This is a genomic window from Kaistia sp. 32K, from assembly GCF_016629525.1.
Classification (GTDB): Bacteria; Pseudomonadota; Alphaproteobacteria; order Rhizobiales; family Kaistiaceae; genus Kaistia.
On record NZ_AP024269.1, the window covers coordinates 3861989 to 3877146 of the forward strand.

At 67.4% G+C, this 15158-nt stretch carries 14 protein-coding genes and 1 tRNA gene; 7 read left to right on the forward strand and 8 right to left on the reverse strand.

What is annotated here, in order from left to right; all coding sequences use genetic code 11:
- The first annotated feature begins 5 nt into the window (after positions 1-5).
- Positions 6-1154, forward strand: coding sequence for an acetylornithine deacetylase (gene argE, locus K32_RS17950; RefSeq protein ID WP_201400827.1), 1149 nt, complete (start codon positions 6-8; stop codon positions 1152-1154).
- A gap of 17 nt (positions 1155-1171) precedes the next feature.
- On the opposite strand, the gene K32_RS17955 is transcribed toward argE, so the two are convergent.
- Genes K32_RS17955 through K32_RS17970 form a run of 4 tightly spaced genes read right to left on the reverse strand, consistent with a single transcriptional unit; the run spans position 1172 to position 5653 of the window.
- Complete coding sequence (locus K32_RS17955) at positions 1172-2146, reverse strand: ABC transporter permease (protein ID WP_201400828.1); 975 nt, start codon at positions 2144-2146, stop codon at positions 1172-1174.
- Positions 2143-3114 carry an ABC transporter permease gene (locus tag K32_RS17960; protein WP_201400829.1) on the reverse strand — a complete coding sequence of 324 codons (972 nt, stop codon included), beginning with the start codon at positions 3112-3114 and terminating at the stop codon, positions 2143-2145. Before K32_RS17960 ends, K32_RS17955 begins: the two co-directional genes overlap by 4 nt.
- Positions 3111-4619: a sugar ABC transporter ATP-binding protein gene (locus K32_RS17965; protein WP_201400830.1), complete on the reverse strand. Its 1509-nt coding sequence runs from the start codon at positions 4617-4619 to the stop codon at positions 3111-3113. Before K32_RS17965 ends, K32_RS17960 begins: the two co-directional genes overlap by 4 nt.
- A 14-nt stretch (positions 4620-4633) precedes the next feature.
- On the reverse strand, positions 4634-5653 hold the full coding sequence (locus K32_RS17970) for an ABC transporter substrate-binding protein (RefSeq protein ID WP_244669584.1): 1020 nt from the start codon (positions 5651-5653) through the stop codon (positions 4634-4636).
- A gap of 273 nt (positions 5654-5926) precedes the next feature.
- Between K32_RS17970 and K32_RS17975 the strand changes: the two genes are divergently transcribed.
- The 3 genes from K32_RS17975 to K32_RS17985 all read left to right on the forward strand — a co-directional run bounded on the left by K32_RS17975 (position 5927) and on the right by K32_RS17985 (position 8818).
- Complete coding sequence (locus K32_RS17975) at positions 5927-6727, forward strand: IclR family transcriptional regulator (RefSeq protein WP_201400832.1); 801 nt, start codon at positions 5927-5929, stop codon at positions 6725-6727.
- Between the two features lie 134 nt (positions 6728-6861).
- On the forward strand, positions 6862-7884 hold the full coding sequence (locus K32_RS17980) for a LacI family DNA-binding transcriptional regulator (protein WP_201400833.1): 1023 nt from the start codon (positions 6862-6864) through the stop codon (positions 7882-7884).
- A 40-nt stretch (positions 7885-7924) separates the two neighbouring features.
- Entirely contained in the window at positions 7925-8818 is an 894-nt protein-coding gene (locus tag K32_RS17985) for a sugar phosphate isomerase/epimerase (protein WP_201400834.1), read from the forward strand.
- A gap of 74 nt (positions 8819-8892) precedes the next feature.
- Here the strand turns inward: K32_RS17985 and K32_RS17990 are convergent, their stop codons facing one another.
- Positions 8893-9081 carry a hypothetical protein gene (locus tag K32_RS17990; RefSeq protein WP_201404665.1) on the reverse strand — a complete coding sequence of 63 codons (189 nt, stop codon included), beginning with the start codon at positions 9079-9081 and terminating at the stop codon, positions 8893-8895.
- 68 nt (positions 9082-9149) lie between these two features.
- Positions 9150-10673: an ABC-F family ATP-binding cassette domain-containing protein gene (locus K32_RS17995; protein WP_201400835.1), complete on the reverse strand. Its 1524-nt coding sequence runs from the start codon at positions 10671-10673 to the stop codon at positions 9150-9152.
- A 670-nt stretch (positions 10674-11343) separates the two neighbouring features.
- Here K32_RS17995 and K32_RS18000 point away from each other — a divergent pair.
- The gene (locus K32_RS18000) at positions 11344-12183 is read left to right on the forward strand and encodes a glycosyltransferase family 25 protein (protein ID WP_201400836.1); all 840 of its coding nucleotides are present in this window, start codon (positions 11344-11346) and stop codon (positions 12181-12183) included.
- Positions 12184-12331: 148 nt separating this feature from the next.
- Here K32_RS18000 and K32_RS18005 read toward each other — a convergent pair.
- Positions 12332-12406 (reverse strand) — tRNA-Val (locus K32_RS18005).
- A gap of 104 nt (positions 12407-12510) precedes the next feature.
- The gene (cpdR, locus tag K32_RS18010) at positions 12511-12873 is read right to left on the reverse strand and encodes a cell cycle two-component system response regulator CpdR (protein WP_244670002.1); all 363 of its coding nucleotides are present in this window, start codon (positions 12871-12873) and stop codon (positions 12511-12513) included.
- Positions 12874-13171: 298 nt separating this feature from the next.
- Between cpdR and K32_RS18015 the strand changes: the two genes are divergently transcribed.
- A complete protein-coding gene (locus K32_RS18015; RefSeq protein ID WP_201400837.1) occupies positions 13172-14020 on the forward strand; it encodes an N-formylglutamate amidohydrolase in 849 nt (282 codons plus the stop codon).
- A 331-nt stretch (positions 14021-14351) separates the two neighbouring features.
- Positions 14352-15131 carry a histidinol-phosphatase gene (gene hisN / locus K32_RS18020; RefSeq protein WP_201400838.1) on the forward strand — a complete coding sequence of 260 codons (780 nt, stop codon included), beginning with the start codon at positions 14352-14354 and terminating at the stop codon, positions 15129-15131.
- Positions 15132-15158 lie beyond the last annotated feature (27 nt).

Here is a 15158-nt window from a genome sequence, read left to right on the forward strand (position 1 = left end):
AGCGTATGACCAAGACCCAGACCACCCGCGAGATCCTCGCCGATCTCGTGGGCTTCGACACCACCAGCGCCCGTTCCAACCTCCCCCTGATCGAGCATGTCCGCGCCTATCTCGCCATCCATGGCGTGACGGCCGAGATCTTCCCGTCGGCGGACGGCCGCAAGGCCAGCCTCTGGGCGACGATCGGTCCCGCCGGCCCGGGCGGCATCATCCTCTCCGGCCACACCGATTGCGTCCCCGTCGAGGGCCAGGCCTGGACCAGCGATCCCTTCACGCTGACCGAGCGCGACGGCCGCCTCTACGGCCGCGGCGCCTGCGACATGAAGGGCTTCGACGCCGCCGTGCTGGCGATCGTGCCGGAGCTGGTCGCGGCGAAGCTCGAGCGGCCCGTGCACATCGCCTTCTCCTATGACGAGGAAGTCGGCTGCACCGGCGTGCGCGAGATGATCGCCATCCTGAAGGGTCGCGGCGAGGCGGCGGCCGCCTGCCTGGTCGGCGAACCGACCAGCATGCAGGTCGTCGTCGGCCACAAGGGCGGGCGCGGCTATCGCTGCCACGTCACCGGCCAGGAAGCGCATTCGAGCCTGGCGCCGCGCGCGGTCAACGCGATCGAGTATGCGGCCGAGCTGATCGTTTTCCTGCGCGATCTCGCCGGCGAACTCGCCATCGGTCCGCGCGACGAGGCCTTTGACGTCGTCCACACGACCATCTCGACCGGCCTGATCTCGGGCGGCACGGCGGTCAACATCGTGCCGAACGCCTGCTCGTTCACCTTCGAATACCGCAATCTGGTCGAGGTCGACCCGGATTCGATCTTCGAGCGGATCGTCGATTTCGCCGAGACGAAGCTGCTGCCGGAAATGCGCAGCCGCGCGCCGCAGGCGTCGATCACCTTCGAGCCGATCTACGACTACCCGGCGCTGGCGATCGACCCGTCGCACCCGCTGGTGACGCGGCTGAAGAACGTCGTCGGCCACAACGGCCATGGCAAGGTCGCCTATGGCACCGAGGGCGGCCTGTTCCAGCGCGACCTCGGCGTGCCGACCGTCGTCTGCGGCCCCGGCTCGATCGACATGGCGCACAAGCCGGACGAGTACGTCACGATCGAGCAGCTCGACCGCTGCGACGCCGCGCTGCGCAAGCTGCTGCTCTGACGAAAGAACGACGCGCCCTAGCGGCGCGCCGCCTCGCGGCCCGAGAGCAGCAGCAGGGCGAGGATCAGCGTGCCGAACAGAATGCTGCGCCAACCGGGCGACGCGTTGACGACGGTGATCAGCGCCGTGATCGTCACCAAGAGGATCGCGCCGGGAATCGAGCCGGCATAGGTGCCGAGCCCGCCGAGGATCGACGTGCCTCCCAATACGACGGCGGCAATCGAGGCAAGCAGGTACGGGTCGCCGATGCCGACATAGCCCTGGCCGTTCATGCCGAGCACGAGAATGCCGGCGAGGCCCGCCATGAAGCCGCTGATGCCGTAGACGGCCATCGTCGTCGTCGCGATCGGCACGCCGGAGAGCTTGGCCGCGAGCGGCCCGGCGCCCATGGCGAACAGCCGCGCGCCGAACGGCGTCGCATGCATCACCACCAGCACGACGACCGAGATGACGACCCAGACGAGGATGCCGGCCGGCACGCCGAACGGCCTCGCATTGCCGACCCAGCTCACCAGCGGATTGGCGGCGGTGACGGCGCTGCCGCCGGCGATGATGATCAGCAGCCCCTGCAGGAAGGTCGCCATCGCCAGCGTCATGATCATCGGGTGTACGCGTAACAGCGCCACGCCGAGGCCGTTGACGAGGCCGATCGCCGTCGTCATGGCGAGCACGGCGAGGATCGGCGTCAGCCCGGTCGGGTCGGCGTCGATGGCGAAGAGCGGCAAGCCGACGGCAGCAACGGTGACGATCGCCGCGACCGACAGATCGATGCCGCCGGCGATGACGACAAAAGTCTGCCCCGCCGCGACGATGCCGATGACGGCGGCGAGCTCGACCAGATAGCGCAGATGGCCATAGGCGCCGAAGCCGCGCGAGACGAAGCTGGCGACGATCCAGACCAGCGCCACGATGGCGAAGGTCAGGAACGGCCGGCTGGTGACGATGGCCCGGATGCGGGACCTGGACAGGATTCCGGCGTCGCTGATGCTCATCGGGCCCTCATGCGGAATTGGGGAATGGCGACCGCGCCGATGATGATCAGGCCCTGCGCCACATATTGCGCGACCGGCGTGAAGCCGAGGAAGAACATCACGGAGATCATCAAACTGAGCAGAAGGCTGCCGGCGAGCGCGCCGCGCATGGTGCCCTGCCCGCCGAGGAAGCCGATGCCGCCGAGAACGGCCGCCGCGATCGAGTTCAGCGTGAACGAGGTGCCGATGATCGGATCGCCGGAGCCGGTCTGCGCCGCGACGAACAGGCCGGCGCCGGTGCAGAGCAGGCCGCTGATCGCATAGGCCGCGATGCGCGCGGCATCGACCGGAACGCCGGAGCGATAGGCGCCGACAGGATTTTCGCCGGCGGCGTAGAGGCTGAGGCCGAGCGGCGTCGCCAGATAGAGCTTCCAGAGAAGCACGATGACGACCAGAACGGCGAAGGCGGCCGGCGTGTTGCCGGCGAGCAGGTTGGAGAGCCAGTCCGGCATCGCCCCGCCGGGACGCGGCAGGACAAGCAGCGCAGCACCCGCGATGATGAACGAGCCGGCCAGCGTCACAACGATCGCCGGCAGACGCAATTTGACGACGATCAGCCCGGTCACCGCCCCGATGCCGAGGCCGGCGAGGCCGACCAGAGCCGCGCCGCCGGCAACGCCGAGCGGACCGGTCATGGTCGTGGCGGCGATCACCGCGCCGAGGCTGACCAGCGCGCCGATAGCGAGGCTGATGCCGCCTGTCAGCATCAGGATCGCCTGCGCCATGGCGACCAGCGCCAGCGGGAACCAGCTCTGGGTGAACTTGGCGAAGCCAGCCGCCGTGAACAGGCCCGGAAACAGCACGCCATAGGCGATCAGGAAGGCGAGGACGACGAGGAACAGGCTGCGGACGCCGATGTTGCGCTTGGCCTGGACCGCGAGATAGAGCGCGTTGCCGCGTCCGGGCGCGGAGATGGAGGGATTGCTCATGCCGCTTGCCTTTCGCGCTCGGCGCCCATGGCGGCGGCGACGATCGCCTCCTCGCTCAGGCCGCCTCGATCGAGCATGGTCACGATCCGTCCCTCGCGCACGACGGCGACGCGGTCGCAGAGATGGACCAGCTCCGGCGTATCGGAACTGAGCAGGACGACCGCCTTGCCGGAGGCCGCGAAGGCGCGAAGCATCTGATAGATTTCCCGCTTGGTTTCGACATCGACGCCGCGCGTCGGATCGTTGAGGAGCAGGACGGACGGGTCGTGCGGCATCCATTTCGCCAGCGCGACCTTCTGCTGGTTGCCGCCGGAGAGCGCCTGCGCGGCACGGCCGAGATCGCCCTTGATGGAGAACTGGACCGCCAGCCCCATCGCCGTCTCGCGCTCGGCCGCGCGGTTGCGCAGCTTCAGCGCCGGCATGCGGGCGAAGGCCGGCAGCATCAGGTTGGTGATAATCGGATGGATCAGATGCAGGCCCTCGCGCTTGCGGTCGGCCGGCACATAGGCGAGCCCGCGCGCATTGGCCTGCGGCACGTTTCCGGGCAGGCCGGACTGGCCGCCGATCGTGGCCGACGCGACCTTGGCGGGAATGGCGCCGTAGAGGCCGAGCAGCAGGTCTTCCTGCCCCTGGCCGACCAGCCCGCCGATGCCGACGACCTCGCCCGCCTTGACGTCGAGATCGACGTCCTGCATCGCGCCGGCGGAGAACTTGGTAACGGCCACGGCGGTGGTGTCGGTGAGCGTGCTGTCCCAGCGCGGAAAAAGGTCGCCGGGGTCGCGACCGACCATCAGGCGCACCAGGCCGGCCGCGTTGACGCCCTCGAGCGAGCGATCGGCCGTGCAGGTTCCGTCCTTCAGCACGGTGACGTGCTGGCAGAGCTGCATCACCTCTTCCAGCCGGTGCGAGATATAGAGGATCGCGATGCCCTCGCCGCGCAGCTTCTCCAGCAGCGCCGTGAGAATGCGCGTCTCGGTGGCCGACAGCGACGAGGTCGGCTCGTCGAGGATCAGCACGCGGGGCTTGCGATAGAGAGCCTTGGCGATCTCGACCATCTGGCGCCGGCCGAGCGACAACTCGCCGACCGGCGTCGCCAGCGGCTCGTGCAGCCCGACGAGATCGCAGGCCGCCTTGGCGCGGGCGGCCAGCGCGGTATAATCGACGAGGCCGAAGCGGCGCGGATAGGCGCCGAGGCCGATATTCTCGGCGATCGAGAGCGAGCTGGTCAGGCTCAGCTCCTGCTGCACCACGGCGATACCCGCCCGGCGCGCGTCCGGCGGGCTGTGGCGACTGACCGCCTGCCCGTCGATCTCGATGGTTCCGCTGTCCGGACGCAGCGCGCCGGACAGCAGATTGATGAGCGTGGACTTGCCCGCGCCGTTCTCGCCGAGCAGCGCATGCACGCGCCCCGGCATCAACTCGATGGAAACCGAGCGCAGGACGGGGTTGCCGAAGAATGCCTTCGACACCCCGCGCGCGGCGAGGATGGGTGCGGGCGAAGCCACGTGGATCGTCCGATTTACTTCTGGGCCAGAAGCTTGGCGAAGAGTTCCCGGTCATACGGCGAGAAGATATAGCCGTCGGCCGGGAAATCCTTGGCGCGGGCCAGGTACTCGTCGATGTTGGAATTGTCGATGACCGGCAGCGGGATCTTGACGAAGGCCGGCACGTCCTTGCCTTCCAGCGCCTGCACGGCGGTGTAGGCGGCGAAGGCGCCGAGCCAGTTCGGCTGCATCGTCGCCCAGCTCTTCAGGCCCTTGTCCTTCCAGAGCTCGAGGAACTGGCGGGCGTTCTCGCCGGTGATCGGAACCTGCTCGCGACCCTGCTTGTCGAGCGCCAGCACGGCGCCGGCCGAAAGCGCGCCGCCGAAGGAGAGAATGCCGTCGATCTCGGGATTGGCGAACAAGAGGCTGGTGACGGCCTCCTGGGCAGGCGCGACGTTGTAGGCAGTGTTGGTCTCGGCCAGGACCTGGATGTCCGGATTGGCCTTGAGCAGGTCGTTGGCGCCGGCGCGACGATCGTCGCTGACGGAGACGCCGGCCGGGCCGTTCAGGATCAGGATCTTGCCCTTGCCGCCGAGCGAATCGATCATGAACTTGGTCGCCTGCTCGCCCCACTGATGCGAGTCGGTGTTGACCTTGGCGGTCACGTCATCGGTGTCGACAAGACTGTCGAAATTGATGATGGCGATGCCCTTGGCGCAGGCGTCGGCCAGCACGCGGGCCGGCGCGGTCGACGAGCCGGCGATCAGGATGATGGCGTCGACATTGGCGTCGATCATTGACTGGATCTGCTGGATCTGGACGTTGGCGTCGCCCTGCGCGTCGGTGACGACGAGCTTGTCGACGAGGCCTTCCTTCTTCAGCTGCTCGACCTCGGCTTCGATCGTGCCCTGGGTCTGCTTCATCCAGGTCGGCACGGAATAGATGTTGGCCCAGCCCAGCGTGTAGGGCGCCTTGCGGTCGCCCTTGATGCAGTTGGCCGCGGCGTCGGCCTGAGAAACGCCCGCCACGCTCATGAGGAGGCCGAGTCCCAGCATGCTTGCGGATGCAAAGAGAGAAGATTTTTTCATCACGTTTCCCCTGGAAGGTTGTGCCGCGATGCGCCGAAAAAAGGACAAGCCGGCAACGCGCCGTTCACGACGACGCTCTCCCCTGCCAGGTGCCCCAAATTCTCCGCCCGGGCCCTCTTTAGTGTCCGATATACTGTACATCTTGCTTATATATCGGACACATACGAAGCTAGACCCAGTCCGAACATCTTTCAAGCGTCTTCCGGCGCGACCCTGGAAACATGAACGAGCAGGCCTGACATGACGGAAACCGCGTATCCGAGTGACACCCGACAGGAGACGGCGGCCACCGCCGGCGGCGAGCGCAAGCGCGGCATCGACCGGGTGATCATCCTGCTCGAGGCGCTGCTGCGTCATCGCGCGCCGATGCGCGTCGGCGAGATCGCGCGGCGGATCGGCGCGCCGCGCTCGACCACCTACGAGATCGTCAACCGCCTGCTCGAGGCGGACATGCTGGAGACGGTCGGCGCCGACGGCCATGTCTATTTCGGCCGCGCCATGCACCTTTTCGGCTGGGCCTACAGCCACCACAACGCGCATTATCCGCGCATCGTCGAGGCGCTCGACCGGCTGGCCGGCGACAGCGGCGAGACGGCGCAGCTCTGCGGCCTGCGCGGCAACAAATATGTCGTGCTCGACTGCCGGGATTCGACCGGCCCGTTCCGCATCTCCAGCCAGATCGGCGTCGAGGTGCCGATCCCCTGGACCGCGTCGGGCCGGCTGCTGCTCACCCACATGAGCGACGAGGCCGTGCGCGCCTTCGTGCCGGCCGAGGACTATCGCCTGCCGGACGGCCGGCTCATCCCGCAGGAGGAGTTCCTCGCCGACATCGCGCTTGCGCGGCGACAGGGCTACAGCGAGAGCGCGGCGCTGGCCGATCGCTTCACTTGGTGCCTCGCCGCCCCGATCCGCGACGCGCGCGGCGGCGTCACGCTGACGCTCTGCTTCGTCCTGCCGGTTGATACGCCGGAGCCCCGCCGGATCGAATTGCTGGCGATGCTGCGCGAGCGGGCGGCGAGCCTGGACCTGATGGGGGAATAGCGCCGTCATCTTGTCGCGCGGTTCCGCGCCTATCGTCTTCCGTTGCGGTCCCTGACGAGAAACGGTAAAACGATTTTTTATAAATCGTTTTTGCGACCCTCCCAGTCGGGATCGCCGCAACCGAGGAGCCGGGCGTGACGGAAAAGCCGATCTCCATCCGCGACGTCGCCGAGCGGGCCGGCGTCTCGCCGGGCACGGTCTCGAACGTCCTGAACGGCAGCCGGCCGGTCAATGCCGCGCTGGCGCAGCGCGTGCGCGAGGCGGCCGAGGCGCTCGGCTACCAGGCGGATCGCGCCGCCGCGCTGCTTCGGACCGGCAAGGCGCGCATCATCGCCGTGCTGGTTCCAGATCTCGACAATCCGTTCTTCACGGCGGTCGTGTCGGAGCTGGAAGCCAATCTGCGCGACCAGGGCTATGAGCTGATCGTCGCCAGTTCCCGCGGCGAGACGGAGGTCGAGCAGTCGCGCCTCGCCGCCATGCTCGCCTGGCGCCCGGCCGGACTGGTCGTCATCCCGAGCTCCGACGAATTTCCGGCGCGCGCGCTGATCGAGAAGGCGAACGTCCCCTATGTCATCGCCGACCGCATCACGCACGACCCGGCCGCCGACACCGTATCGGTCGACAACGAGGACGCCGGCGCGATCGGCATGCGCCATCTCGTCGAGAACGGCCATCGCGACATCCTGATCGCCGCCTCCATCCTGCGCCTCGCCAACATCCGCGAGCGTTGCGCCGGCGCGGGAGCGGTCGCGGAGAGCCTCGGCCTGCCGCCGCCGACCATCGTCGAGACCGGCGGCGATTTCGGGCTCGCCTCCTCCCGGCTGGCCGAATGGCTCGGCAAGAACCCGGCGCCGACGGCGATCCTGGCGCTCACCAATTTCACCACGCTCGGCGCCCTCTCCGCGCTCGCCGAACGCGGGATCACCATTCCCGGATCGATCTCGCTGGTCGGCTTCGACGACTATGCCTGGATGCGGGCGCGGGCGACGCCGCTGACCGCCATCCGCCAGCCGATCGAGGAAATCGGCCAGGCGATCTGGTCGCGGCTCAAGGCGCGCATCGACGGCGACACGTCGCCGCCGGCCCATATCCAGCTCAAATGCACGCTGCAGGCGCGGGCCTCGATCGCCCCGCCGGCGCCGCGGAAGGGAATCTAGACAGGGCCGCAAGAGCCCTGAACCGAAGAGGGAGGAAACCATGAAGAACAAACTGGGCGTTCACGCACAGGTCTGGGTCGGCGGCTGGAGCCACGAGGAAGCCGAGCGCGCGATCGCGAGCACCGCCGGCCTCGGCTACGACTATATCGAGGCCCCTGCCCTCGACCCGTCACTGATCGACATCCCCTTCACGGTGAAGGCGCTGGAGAAGCACGGCATCGGCATCACCACGTCGCTCGGCCTCGACGACAGCTGCGACATCTCCTCCGGCGACGCGGACAAGAAGGCGCGCGGCGAGGCGCATCTGAGGAAGGTCGTCTCGACGACGCGCGACCTCGGCGGCACGCACATCACCGGCATCCTCTATTCCGGCTTCCAGAAATACTTCACGCCCGCCACGACGGAAGGCGTCGCCGGCGCGGTCGAGGTGCTGCGTCGCGTCGCGGAGGAAGCGGCAAGGAGCAACATCACCCTCGGCCTCGAGGTGGTGAACCGCTACGAGACCAACGTCATCAACACGGCAGCCCAGGGCGTCGAGCTCTGCAAGCGAGTCGGCATGCCGAACGTCAAGGTGCACCTCGACTGCTACCACATGAACATCGAGGAAGCGGACGCCGAGCGCGCCATCATCGAGACCGGCGATTATCTCGGCTATTTCCACACCGGCGAATCGCATCGCGGCTATCTCGGCACCGGATCGATCGACTTCACGCGGATCTTCCGTGGCCTGGTGAAGGCGAACTACCAGGGTCCGATCGCGTTCGAATCCTTCTCTTCCGCCGTCGCCGGCGAGCCGCTTTCCGGAATCTTGGGCATCTGGCGCAATCTCTGGACCGATTCGACCGATCTCTGCCGCCACGCCATGCAGTTCACGCAGGCGCAGATGAAGGCGGCCGAGGAAGCGCAGGCGATCCGCACCGGCGCCGACTGGTAGTCCAGACACTGGTAGTCCCGATATGCATCGGGCGGCCGCCGGGCCGCCCGATCCACCTCAACCCCGCCCTTCCCTCAGCCCGGGCCGATATCGATGCCCTTGGTGCCGGAATCCGGCAGCGAGCCGGTTCCCGGCGTCTTCTCGTGATCGGTCAGGTCGGGACGGGCATGCGGCCCTTCCGGCGGCATGGGCTCGACCTTCCGGGTCGTCTTCTTGTCCGACTTCGGGTCCGCGTCCCTGGTGTCCCGCTTGGCGTCCGGCATGGAAACCTCCATCAAGCCTCACTGACAAGTGAACGCGCCGGCGCCGGATTCGTTGCGAGATCAAGGCCCTATCCCGCGGCAACCTCCGCGAAATAGCCTTCCGGCCCCTCGACCTCGACCAGCCTCTTCTTCTCGATCCGCCAGAACCGGTTGCCGACGGCGCGCACGAAGCTGCGGTCATGCGACACCAGCAGGCAGCTCGCCTCGTGGCCGAGCAGTTCGCTCTCCAGCGCTTCCTGCCCCTCGATGTCGAGATGGTTGGTCGGCTCGTCGAGCAGGTAGAAATTGGGATTGGTCAGCCGGAGCACCAGCATGCCGAGCCGCGCCTTCTGCCCGCCGGAGAGGCGGCCGATCGGGCTCGCCTGCCAGTCGATGCCGATGCCCGCCCCCGCCAGCAGGCTGCGGCCGCGCTGATCGCCGAGCTCGAAGCGCCGGGACAGCGCGCCGAGCGGCGTGTCGGTATCGGCGAGATCGGAGAGGCCCTGGTCGCCATAGCCGAGCACCAGGCTCGGCGTAGCCTTGACGGCGGGGTCGGCGCCTTCCGGCGCCACGATCGCCTGCCGCACCCGCTCGATCAGCCGCGACTTGCCGGCGCCGTTCAGCCCGAGCAGCACGATCCGGTCGCCCTGGCGGATCCAGAGCTTGCCGGTCCGAAACAGCAGCGTGCCGTCCGGCGTGGTGATGGGCGCATCGTCGAGCGTCACCAGCACCTTGGCATGGGTGCCGCGATTGGCGAGGCGGATGGCGCCGGCCGAGCGCTCCTGGTGCGCGGGACGCGCCGCCTCCTCCAGTCTGTCGGCGCGCTGCCGGAGCTGCTTGGTCTTGATGACCAGCAGGTCGCTGCCGGAGTTGATGCCGATATTGTTGAGCTTGGCCGCCTGGCGCCGCAATTGCTGCGCCGCCTTCATATCCTTCTCGAAGCGGTTCGCCTCGGAGGCGTCGACCTCGTCGAGCGCCGCCCGCGCCCGGCTGTAGGGGAGCTGGAAGACGCGCGAGGCTTCCGGCCGCAGGAACAGGGTCCGGTTGGTCACCGCATCGAGAAAGGCGCGGTCGTGGCTGCAAATCACCAGGGTCGTGTCGCGCGGCTGCGCGTTCAGCCAGCCTTCCAGCTGGCCGATGCGGGCGAGATCGAGGTGGTTGGTGGGCTCGTCGAGCAGAAGCACGTCCGGGTCGGTGACGGAGACGCGGGCAATCATGGCGAGGCGCTGCCAGCCGCCGCTCAATTGGCGGAGCGGCTTCCGCCGCATCGCCTCCGGCACGTCGAGCGAATCGAGCACGACATCCGCCCGCCAGCCTTCGCTATCGCGCTGATCGGCCGGCAGCGCCTTCAGCACCGCGTCGTGGAAGGCGACATCGGCCAGCGCTTCGGGAACGTTCTGCTCGACATGCCCGACGCTCAGGCCGCGGGCGCGGGTGACGTCGCCGGTCGTCGGCTCGATGCCGCCGGCGATCGCCCGAAGCAGCGTGGACTTGCCGCGCCCATTGGCGGCGACGATGCCGAGCCGGTCACCCGGCTCGATGGCGAGGTTGAGATTGGAGAAAAGCGGTGCGCCGAGGGTCACGCCGAGCGCGCGCAGATGAATCAAAGCCATGGGAATTCTCGGGTCTGTCCGGACCGCCGCCGACGCCCCTGCACGGGGTACGCATTCAAAGGCAAAAGAAGTCCGGTGATTGTCACGATGCCGGCGCGCGAACAGGGTTCAGCGCGGCATCACCACGAAGGGCAGACCGAAAAGAGAGGCGCCTTGGCGCTCGCCGGGGTCAGCCCTGCAAAAATCCTTGCAGGGCATGAACAGGGCCGCACTGACGAATGTTGCGAAAGAACGTACGCACGCAGCCCTCCTTTGTTTGGCGCGAACAATGGCCGGACCATAGCGGCGGCGCTCCGGCGTGGCAACCGGCGGGTCGCCGAGCCCCCTCCCGGACCGCGTTCCCAACTCGGCCGTCATCCTGAGGTGCCCGGCGAAGCCGGGCCTCGAAGGCGGGCCAGGGAACAGCGGATTCGGATCCCGGGGCGCGCCTCGCCGGACTTCGCCTGCTCAATCCTCCTTCGAGGCTTCGCTGACGCGAAGCACCTCAGGAGGATGGCGGAGGGGGCCTATCGGCCGGAAGGCTCGGAGGGAGGTGTCGCTTGAAGTACTTCGAATATGGCCCGAGACAAGCCCAGCGGCCCTGCGATCCCGCACGCTTGCCGATCGGCTTCGGATGCTGCTACGTCGCGCTCCCGCGCCTCGTGCAACCGGAGACATCGTGCGAAGCCTCTTGATCAACCTCGACAGGTCGACGGAACGCCTAGACTGGATGAAAAGCCAGTTCCGAGGGCTTGGCGCAACGCTTGAACGGGTGCCCGCCGTCGATGCCAGGCACCTCGCCGAGGCGGAGCTCAGGCACCATGCCAAGCCCCGCGCGGATGGCGAAAGGCTCTCGGCGGCCGAGGTCGCCTGCTTCCTCAGCCACCGCCGATGCTGGCGGATGATCGCGGAGGGCGATTCGCCCTACGGCGCCATCTTCGAAGACGACGTCCTGATGATCGCGGAGTTCGCTCCGTTCCTGTCGTCGCACGCCTGGATCCGGCCGGAGGTTGAGATCGTCAAGCTGGAGGCGCCTCACCCCGACCTGTACAGGGGAACGCCCGGCAACGGATCGGGCAGGCTTCGCCTCTACCCGACGGAAAAGTCATGGGATGGCGCCGCTGCGTACATCCTTTCAAAGAAGCTCGCGGCCCGGCTCGCAGCGCAAGAAGCATTCACGTGCCCCGTCGACCAGTTCCTGTTCGACATCACCCGGGAGGGTCGCGATTTCGCCTCGCATGAGGTCCGGCCGGGCGTCTGCATCCAGGCTGGCAGGCTCGAAGGATCCGACGACTTTCTGACCAGCACGATCGGCGCCGACCGCATGAACACGGTCGTGATCGAGCCAACGAACATTGTGCTGCCCGAGCCCCGAGCAGTCCCGGCGCCAAAGATCAAACCGGGGCTGCCGGCAAAGCTCGTCCGGGAAGTCCGGCGCCCGTTCGAGCAGGTCCAGTTCTGGCTCAGGAAGCAGGCCGACATGCGGTACGCGCCGCCGATCGCCCTCCCCCGAAAGCGAAGCCGGCTCTGACGGGAAGCCTGCCCGCGAGCGCGCGGTGCGGCGCGACGGAGCGCGGCGGACCGGACGCGCTTGCGCCGGGCGGTCGGCGAAATCGTGAGGCTCGATCCCGGGGACCGGGAAGGAAATTCGCTAGGCATTTCAAGGGAGGTGGGAAGGATGGTGGGCGTGACAGGGATTGAACCTGTGACCCCTACGATGTCAACGTAGTGCTCTCCCGCTGAGCTACACGCCCATCCTTCTGATCGCGACCGGCGGGACCGGCGGCGTGAGCGGGTGTATAGCCGGGTGTTTCCGAAGGTTCAAGCCTCGTGTTTCCCGACCCTGTTGAAAACTTCCTCAGGCGGCGAGCAGACGCTCCACCTCGTTGACGAGATCGCGCAGGTGGAACGGCTTCGACAGCACCTTCGCATCCTTGGGCGCATTCGAATCCGGGTTCAGCGCCACGGCGGCGAAGCCGGTGATGAACATCACCTTCAGGTCGGGATCGAGCTCGGTGGCGCGGCGCGCCAGCTCGATGCCGTCCATCTCCGGCATGACGATGTCGGTCAGGAGCAGCGTGAAGGGCTCCTCGCGGATCCGTTCATAGGCGCTGCGGCCATTGTCGAAGGAGACGACATCATAGCCGGCATTCTGCAACGCCTTGGCCAGAAAGCGGCGCATGTCGTTGTCGTCTTCGGCAAGCAGGATGCGGTTCATCAGGGAATCCATGGCTGGACGGCCGGTCTCGGTCGAGATTCGATCGGGCGCCTCGCGGCACCTTGTGATTTGGTTATCGAATTACGGCTGAACGAAGTAAATATCGGGTGAATGGGGGCGAAATTTCCCGCTCCCTGCCGCGCCGGTGGACAGCTGCCCGCCATATTGGCACCATGATGCGGCGCAGGTATCCGTTCCGCGGACCGGCGCCAAGTTGGCACCCCGTTGCGCGTGCCAGAGAACTGGGAGAACGACCATCGACGCCGCGCCGGACCTTGCGAATGCGCTTCCCTTCGAAGTGATGGCTCCGGCCGAGCAGCGCATTCCGTTCGTGTTCAACTCCCCCCATAGCGGCCGCGTCTATCCGGCCGATTTCCTCGAGGCGTCGAAGCTCGACGAACGGATGATCCGCCGCTCGGAGGATACGTTCGTCGACGATCTCTTCGCGTCGGTCGTGCCGCTCGGCGCCCCTCTGATGCGGGCGCATTTTCCGCGCGCCTGGCTGGATGTGAACCGCGAGCCCTACGAGCTCGACCCGCGTATGTTCGACGGCGAGCTGCCGCCCTATGCCAATGTGCGCTCGCTGCGCGTCGCCGGCGGCCTCGGCACCATCGCCCGCGTCGTCTCGGAAAATGTCGAGATCTATGCCGAACCGATCCCGGTCGCGGATGCGCTCCTGCGGATCGAGACGATCTACAAGCCCTATCACGAGACGCTGCGGCAGCTTCTGGCGACGACGCACCAGCGCTTCGGCTTCTGCGTGCTGGTCGACTGCCATTCGATGCCGTCCTCCGTCCGCGCGGCGCCCGGGCGGGCGCGGGCCGACATCGTGCTCGGCGACCGCTACGGCACCAGCTGCGCGCCGGCGATCTCGGAAGCGGCGCACGCGATCCTGACCGACGCCGGCTATGCGGTCGCGCGCAACAAGCCCTATGCCGGCGGCTTCATCACCGAGCATTACGGCCGGCCCGGCAACGGGCTGCACGCGCTGCAGATCGAGATCAATCGCGGGCTCTATATGAACGAGCGGACGCTGCAGCTGAATTCCGGCTTCGAGCGGCTCGCCGCCGACCTCGCCCGCTTCACGGCGGCGCTGTCGAGCGTGCCGGACGCCGCGCTCTATCCCATCGCCGCCGAGGCGGCCGAGTAGAATTCCGGGCAGAAAAAAGGGCCGCTCGTGGATACGAGGCGGCCCAAGTCTAGGGAGGAAACGCCCAAGAAGGGCAGCGGTAGATCGACGCCAATCGACGTACCGCACCGCAATAAATTGCGCTTGCAGTGCAAAAAGATCAAGACCTCTTTCCCCATCCGGCCTTTCCCCGCGACAATTCGGCAACATCCGACGGAATCACCCCGCCGCCGCCTTCAGGGCGGATAAAAATAGACTTTTAAAATCATCCTGTTAGATAGCCACCTCTGAACGGGACGGAGGCATGCACAGAATGCATGCCCCGCATGCAGAAGCCTCTGGAGCCGCCATCATGACCGATTCCGCCCTGATCGCCTTCCTCGACCAGCTGGCCGATTCTGCCGGAAAAGCGATCATGCCGCATTTTCGGGCACTCGATTTCGTGGAGAACAAGGCGGCGTCCGGCTTCGATCCGGTGACGGTGGCGGACCGGGCTTCGGAGCAGGCGCTGCGGGCGCTGATCAACGCGCATTATCCAGATCACGGCATCCTGGGCGAGGAATTCGGCGACGAGAACACCGACTCCGAGAATGTCTGGATCCTCGACCCGATCGACGGCACCCGCGCCTTCATTTCCGGCCTGCCGGTCTGGGGCACGCTGATCGGCCTCGTCTCCGGCGGCAAGCCGGCGCTCGGCATGATGGCGCAGCCCTTCACCCGCGAGCGCTTCGCCGGCGACGGCAGCCGCGCCTGGTATACGGGGCCGGACGGCGACCGGGCGCTCAAGACGCGCGCCTGCGCCGAGATCGCCGACGCGGTGCTGTTCACCACCACGCCGGCGCTGTTCAAGGGCGCCGATCGCGACGCCTATGACCGCGTCGAGAGCCAGGTCCGGCTCGTCCGCTATGGCTGCGATTGCTACGCCTATTGCATGGTCGCTGCGGGCTTCGTCGATGCCGTCATCGAGGTCGGCCTGCACCCCTACGACATCGTTGCCCTCATCCCGGTGATCGAGGGTGCCGGCGGCCGCGTCACCAACTGGGAAGGCGGCCCGGCCACCAGCGGCGGCCGCGTGGTGGCAACCGGCGACGCCCGCCTGCACGAGAAGATTCTGGAGACGCTGAACCGCTGAGCCGGCTGAGGCAGGGCGCCGAGGCGC

Coding starts and splice junctions, on each gene's coding strand:
- argE (WP_201400827.1), top strand. CDS start 6: ATGACCAAGACCCAGACCACCCGCGAGATCCTCGCCGATCTCGTGGGC.
- K32_RS17955 (WP_201400828.1), bottom strand. CDS start 2,146: ATGAGCATCAGCGACGCCGGAATCCTGTCCAGGTCCCGCATCCGGGCC.
- K32_RS17960 (WP_201400829.1), bottom strand. CDS start 3,114: ATGAGCAATCCCTCCATCTCCGCGCCCGGACGCGGCAACGCGCTCTAT.
- K32_RS17970 (WP_244669584.1), bottom strand. CDS start 5,653: ATGCTGGGACTCGGCCTCCTCATGAGCGTGGCGGGCGTTTCTCAGGCC.
- K32_RS17975 (WP_201400832.1), top strand. CDS start 5,927: ATGACGGAAACCGCGTATCCGAGTGACACCCGACAGGAGACGGCGGCC.
- K32_RS17985 (WP_201400834.1), top strand. CDS start 7,925: ATGAAGAACAAACTGGGCGTTCACGCACAGGTCTGGGTCGGCGGCTGG.
- K32_RS17990 (WP_201404665.1), bottom strand. CDS start 9,081: ATGCCGGACGCCAAGCGGGACACCAGGGACGCGGACCCGAAGTCGGAC.
- K32_RS17995 (WP_201400835.1), bottom strand. CDS start 10,673: ATGGCTTTGATTCATCTGCGCGCGCTCGGCGTGACCCTCGGCGCACCG.
- K32_RS18015 (WP_201400837.1), top strand. CDS start 13,172: ATGGCTCCGGCCGAGCAGCGCATTCCGTTCGTGTTCAACTCCCCCCAT.
- hisN (WP_201400838.1), top strand. CDS start 14,352: ATGACCGATTCCGCCCTGATCGCCTTCCTCGACCAGCTGGCCGATTCT.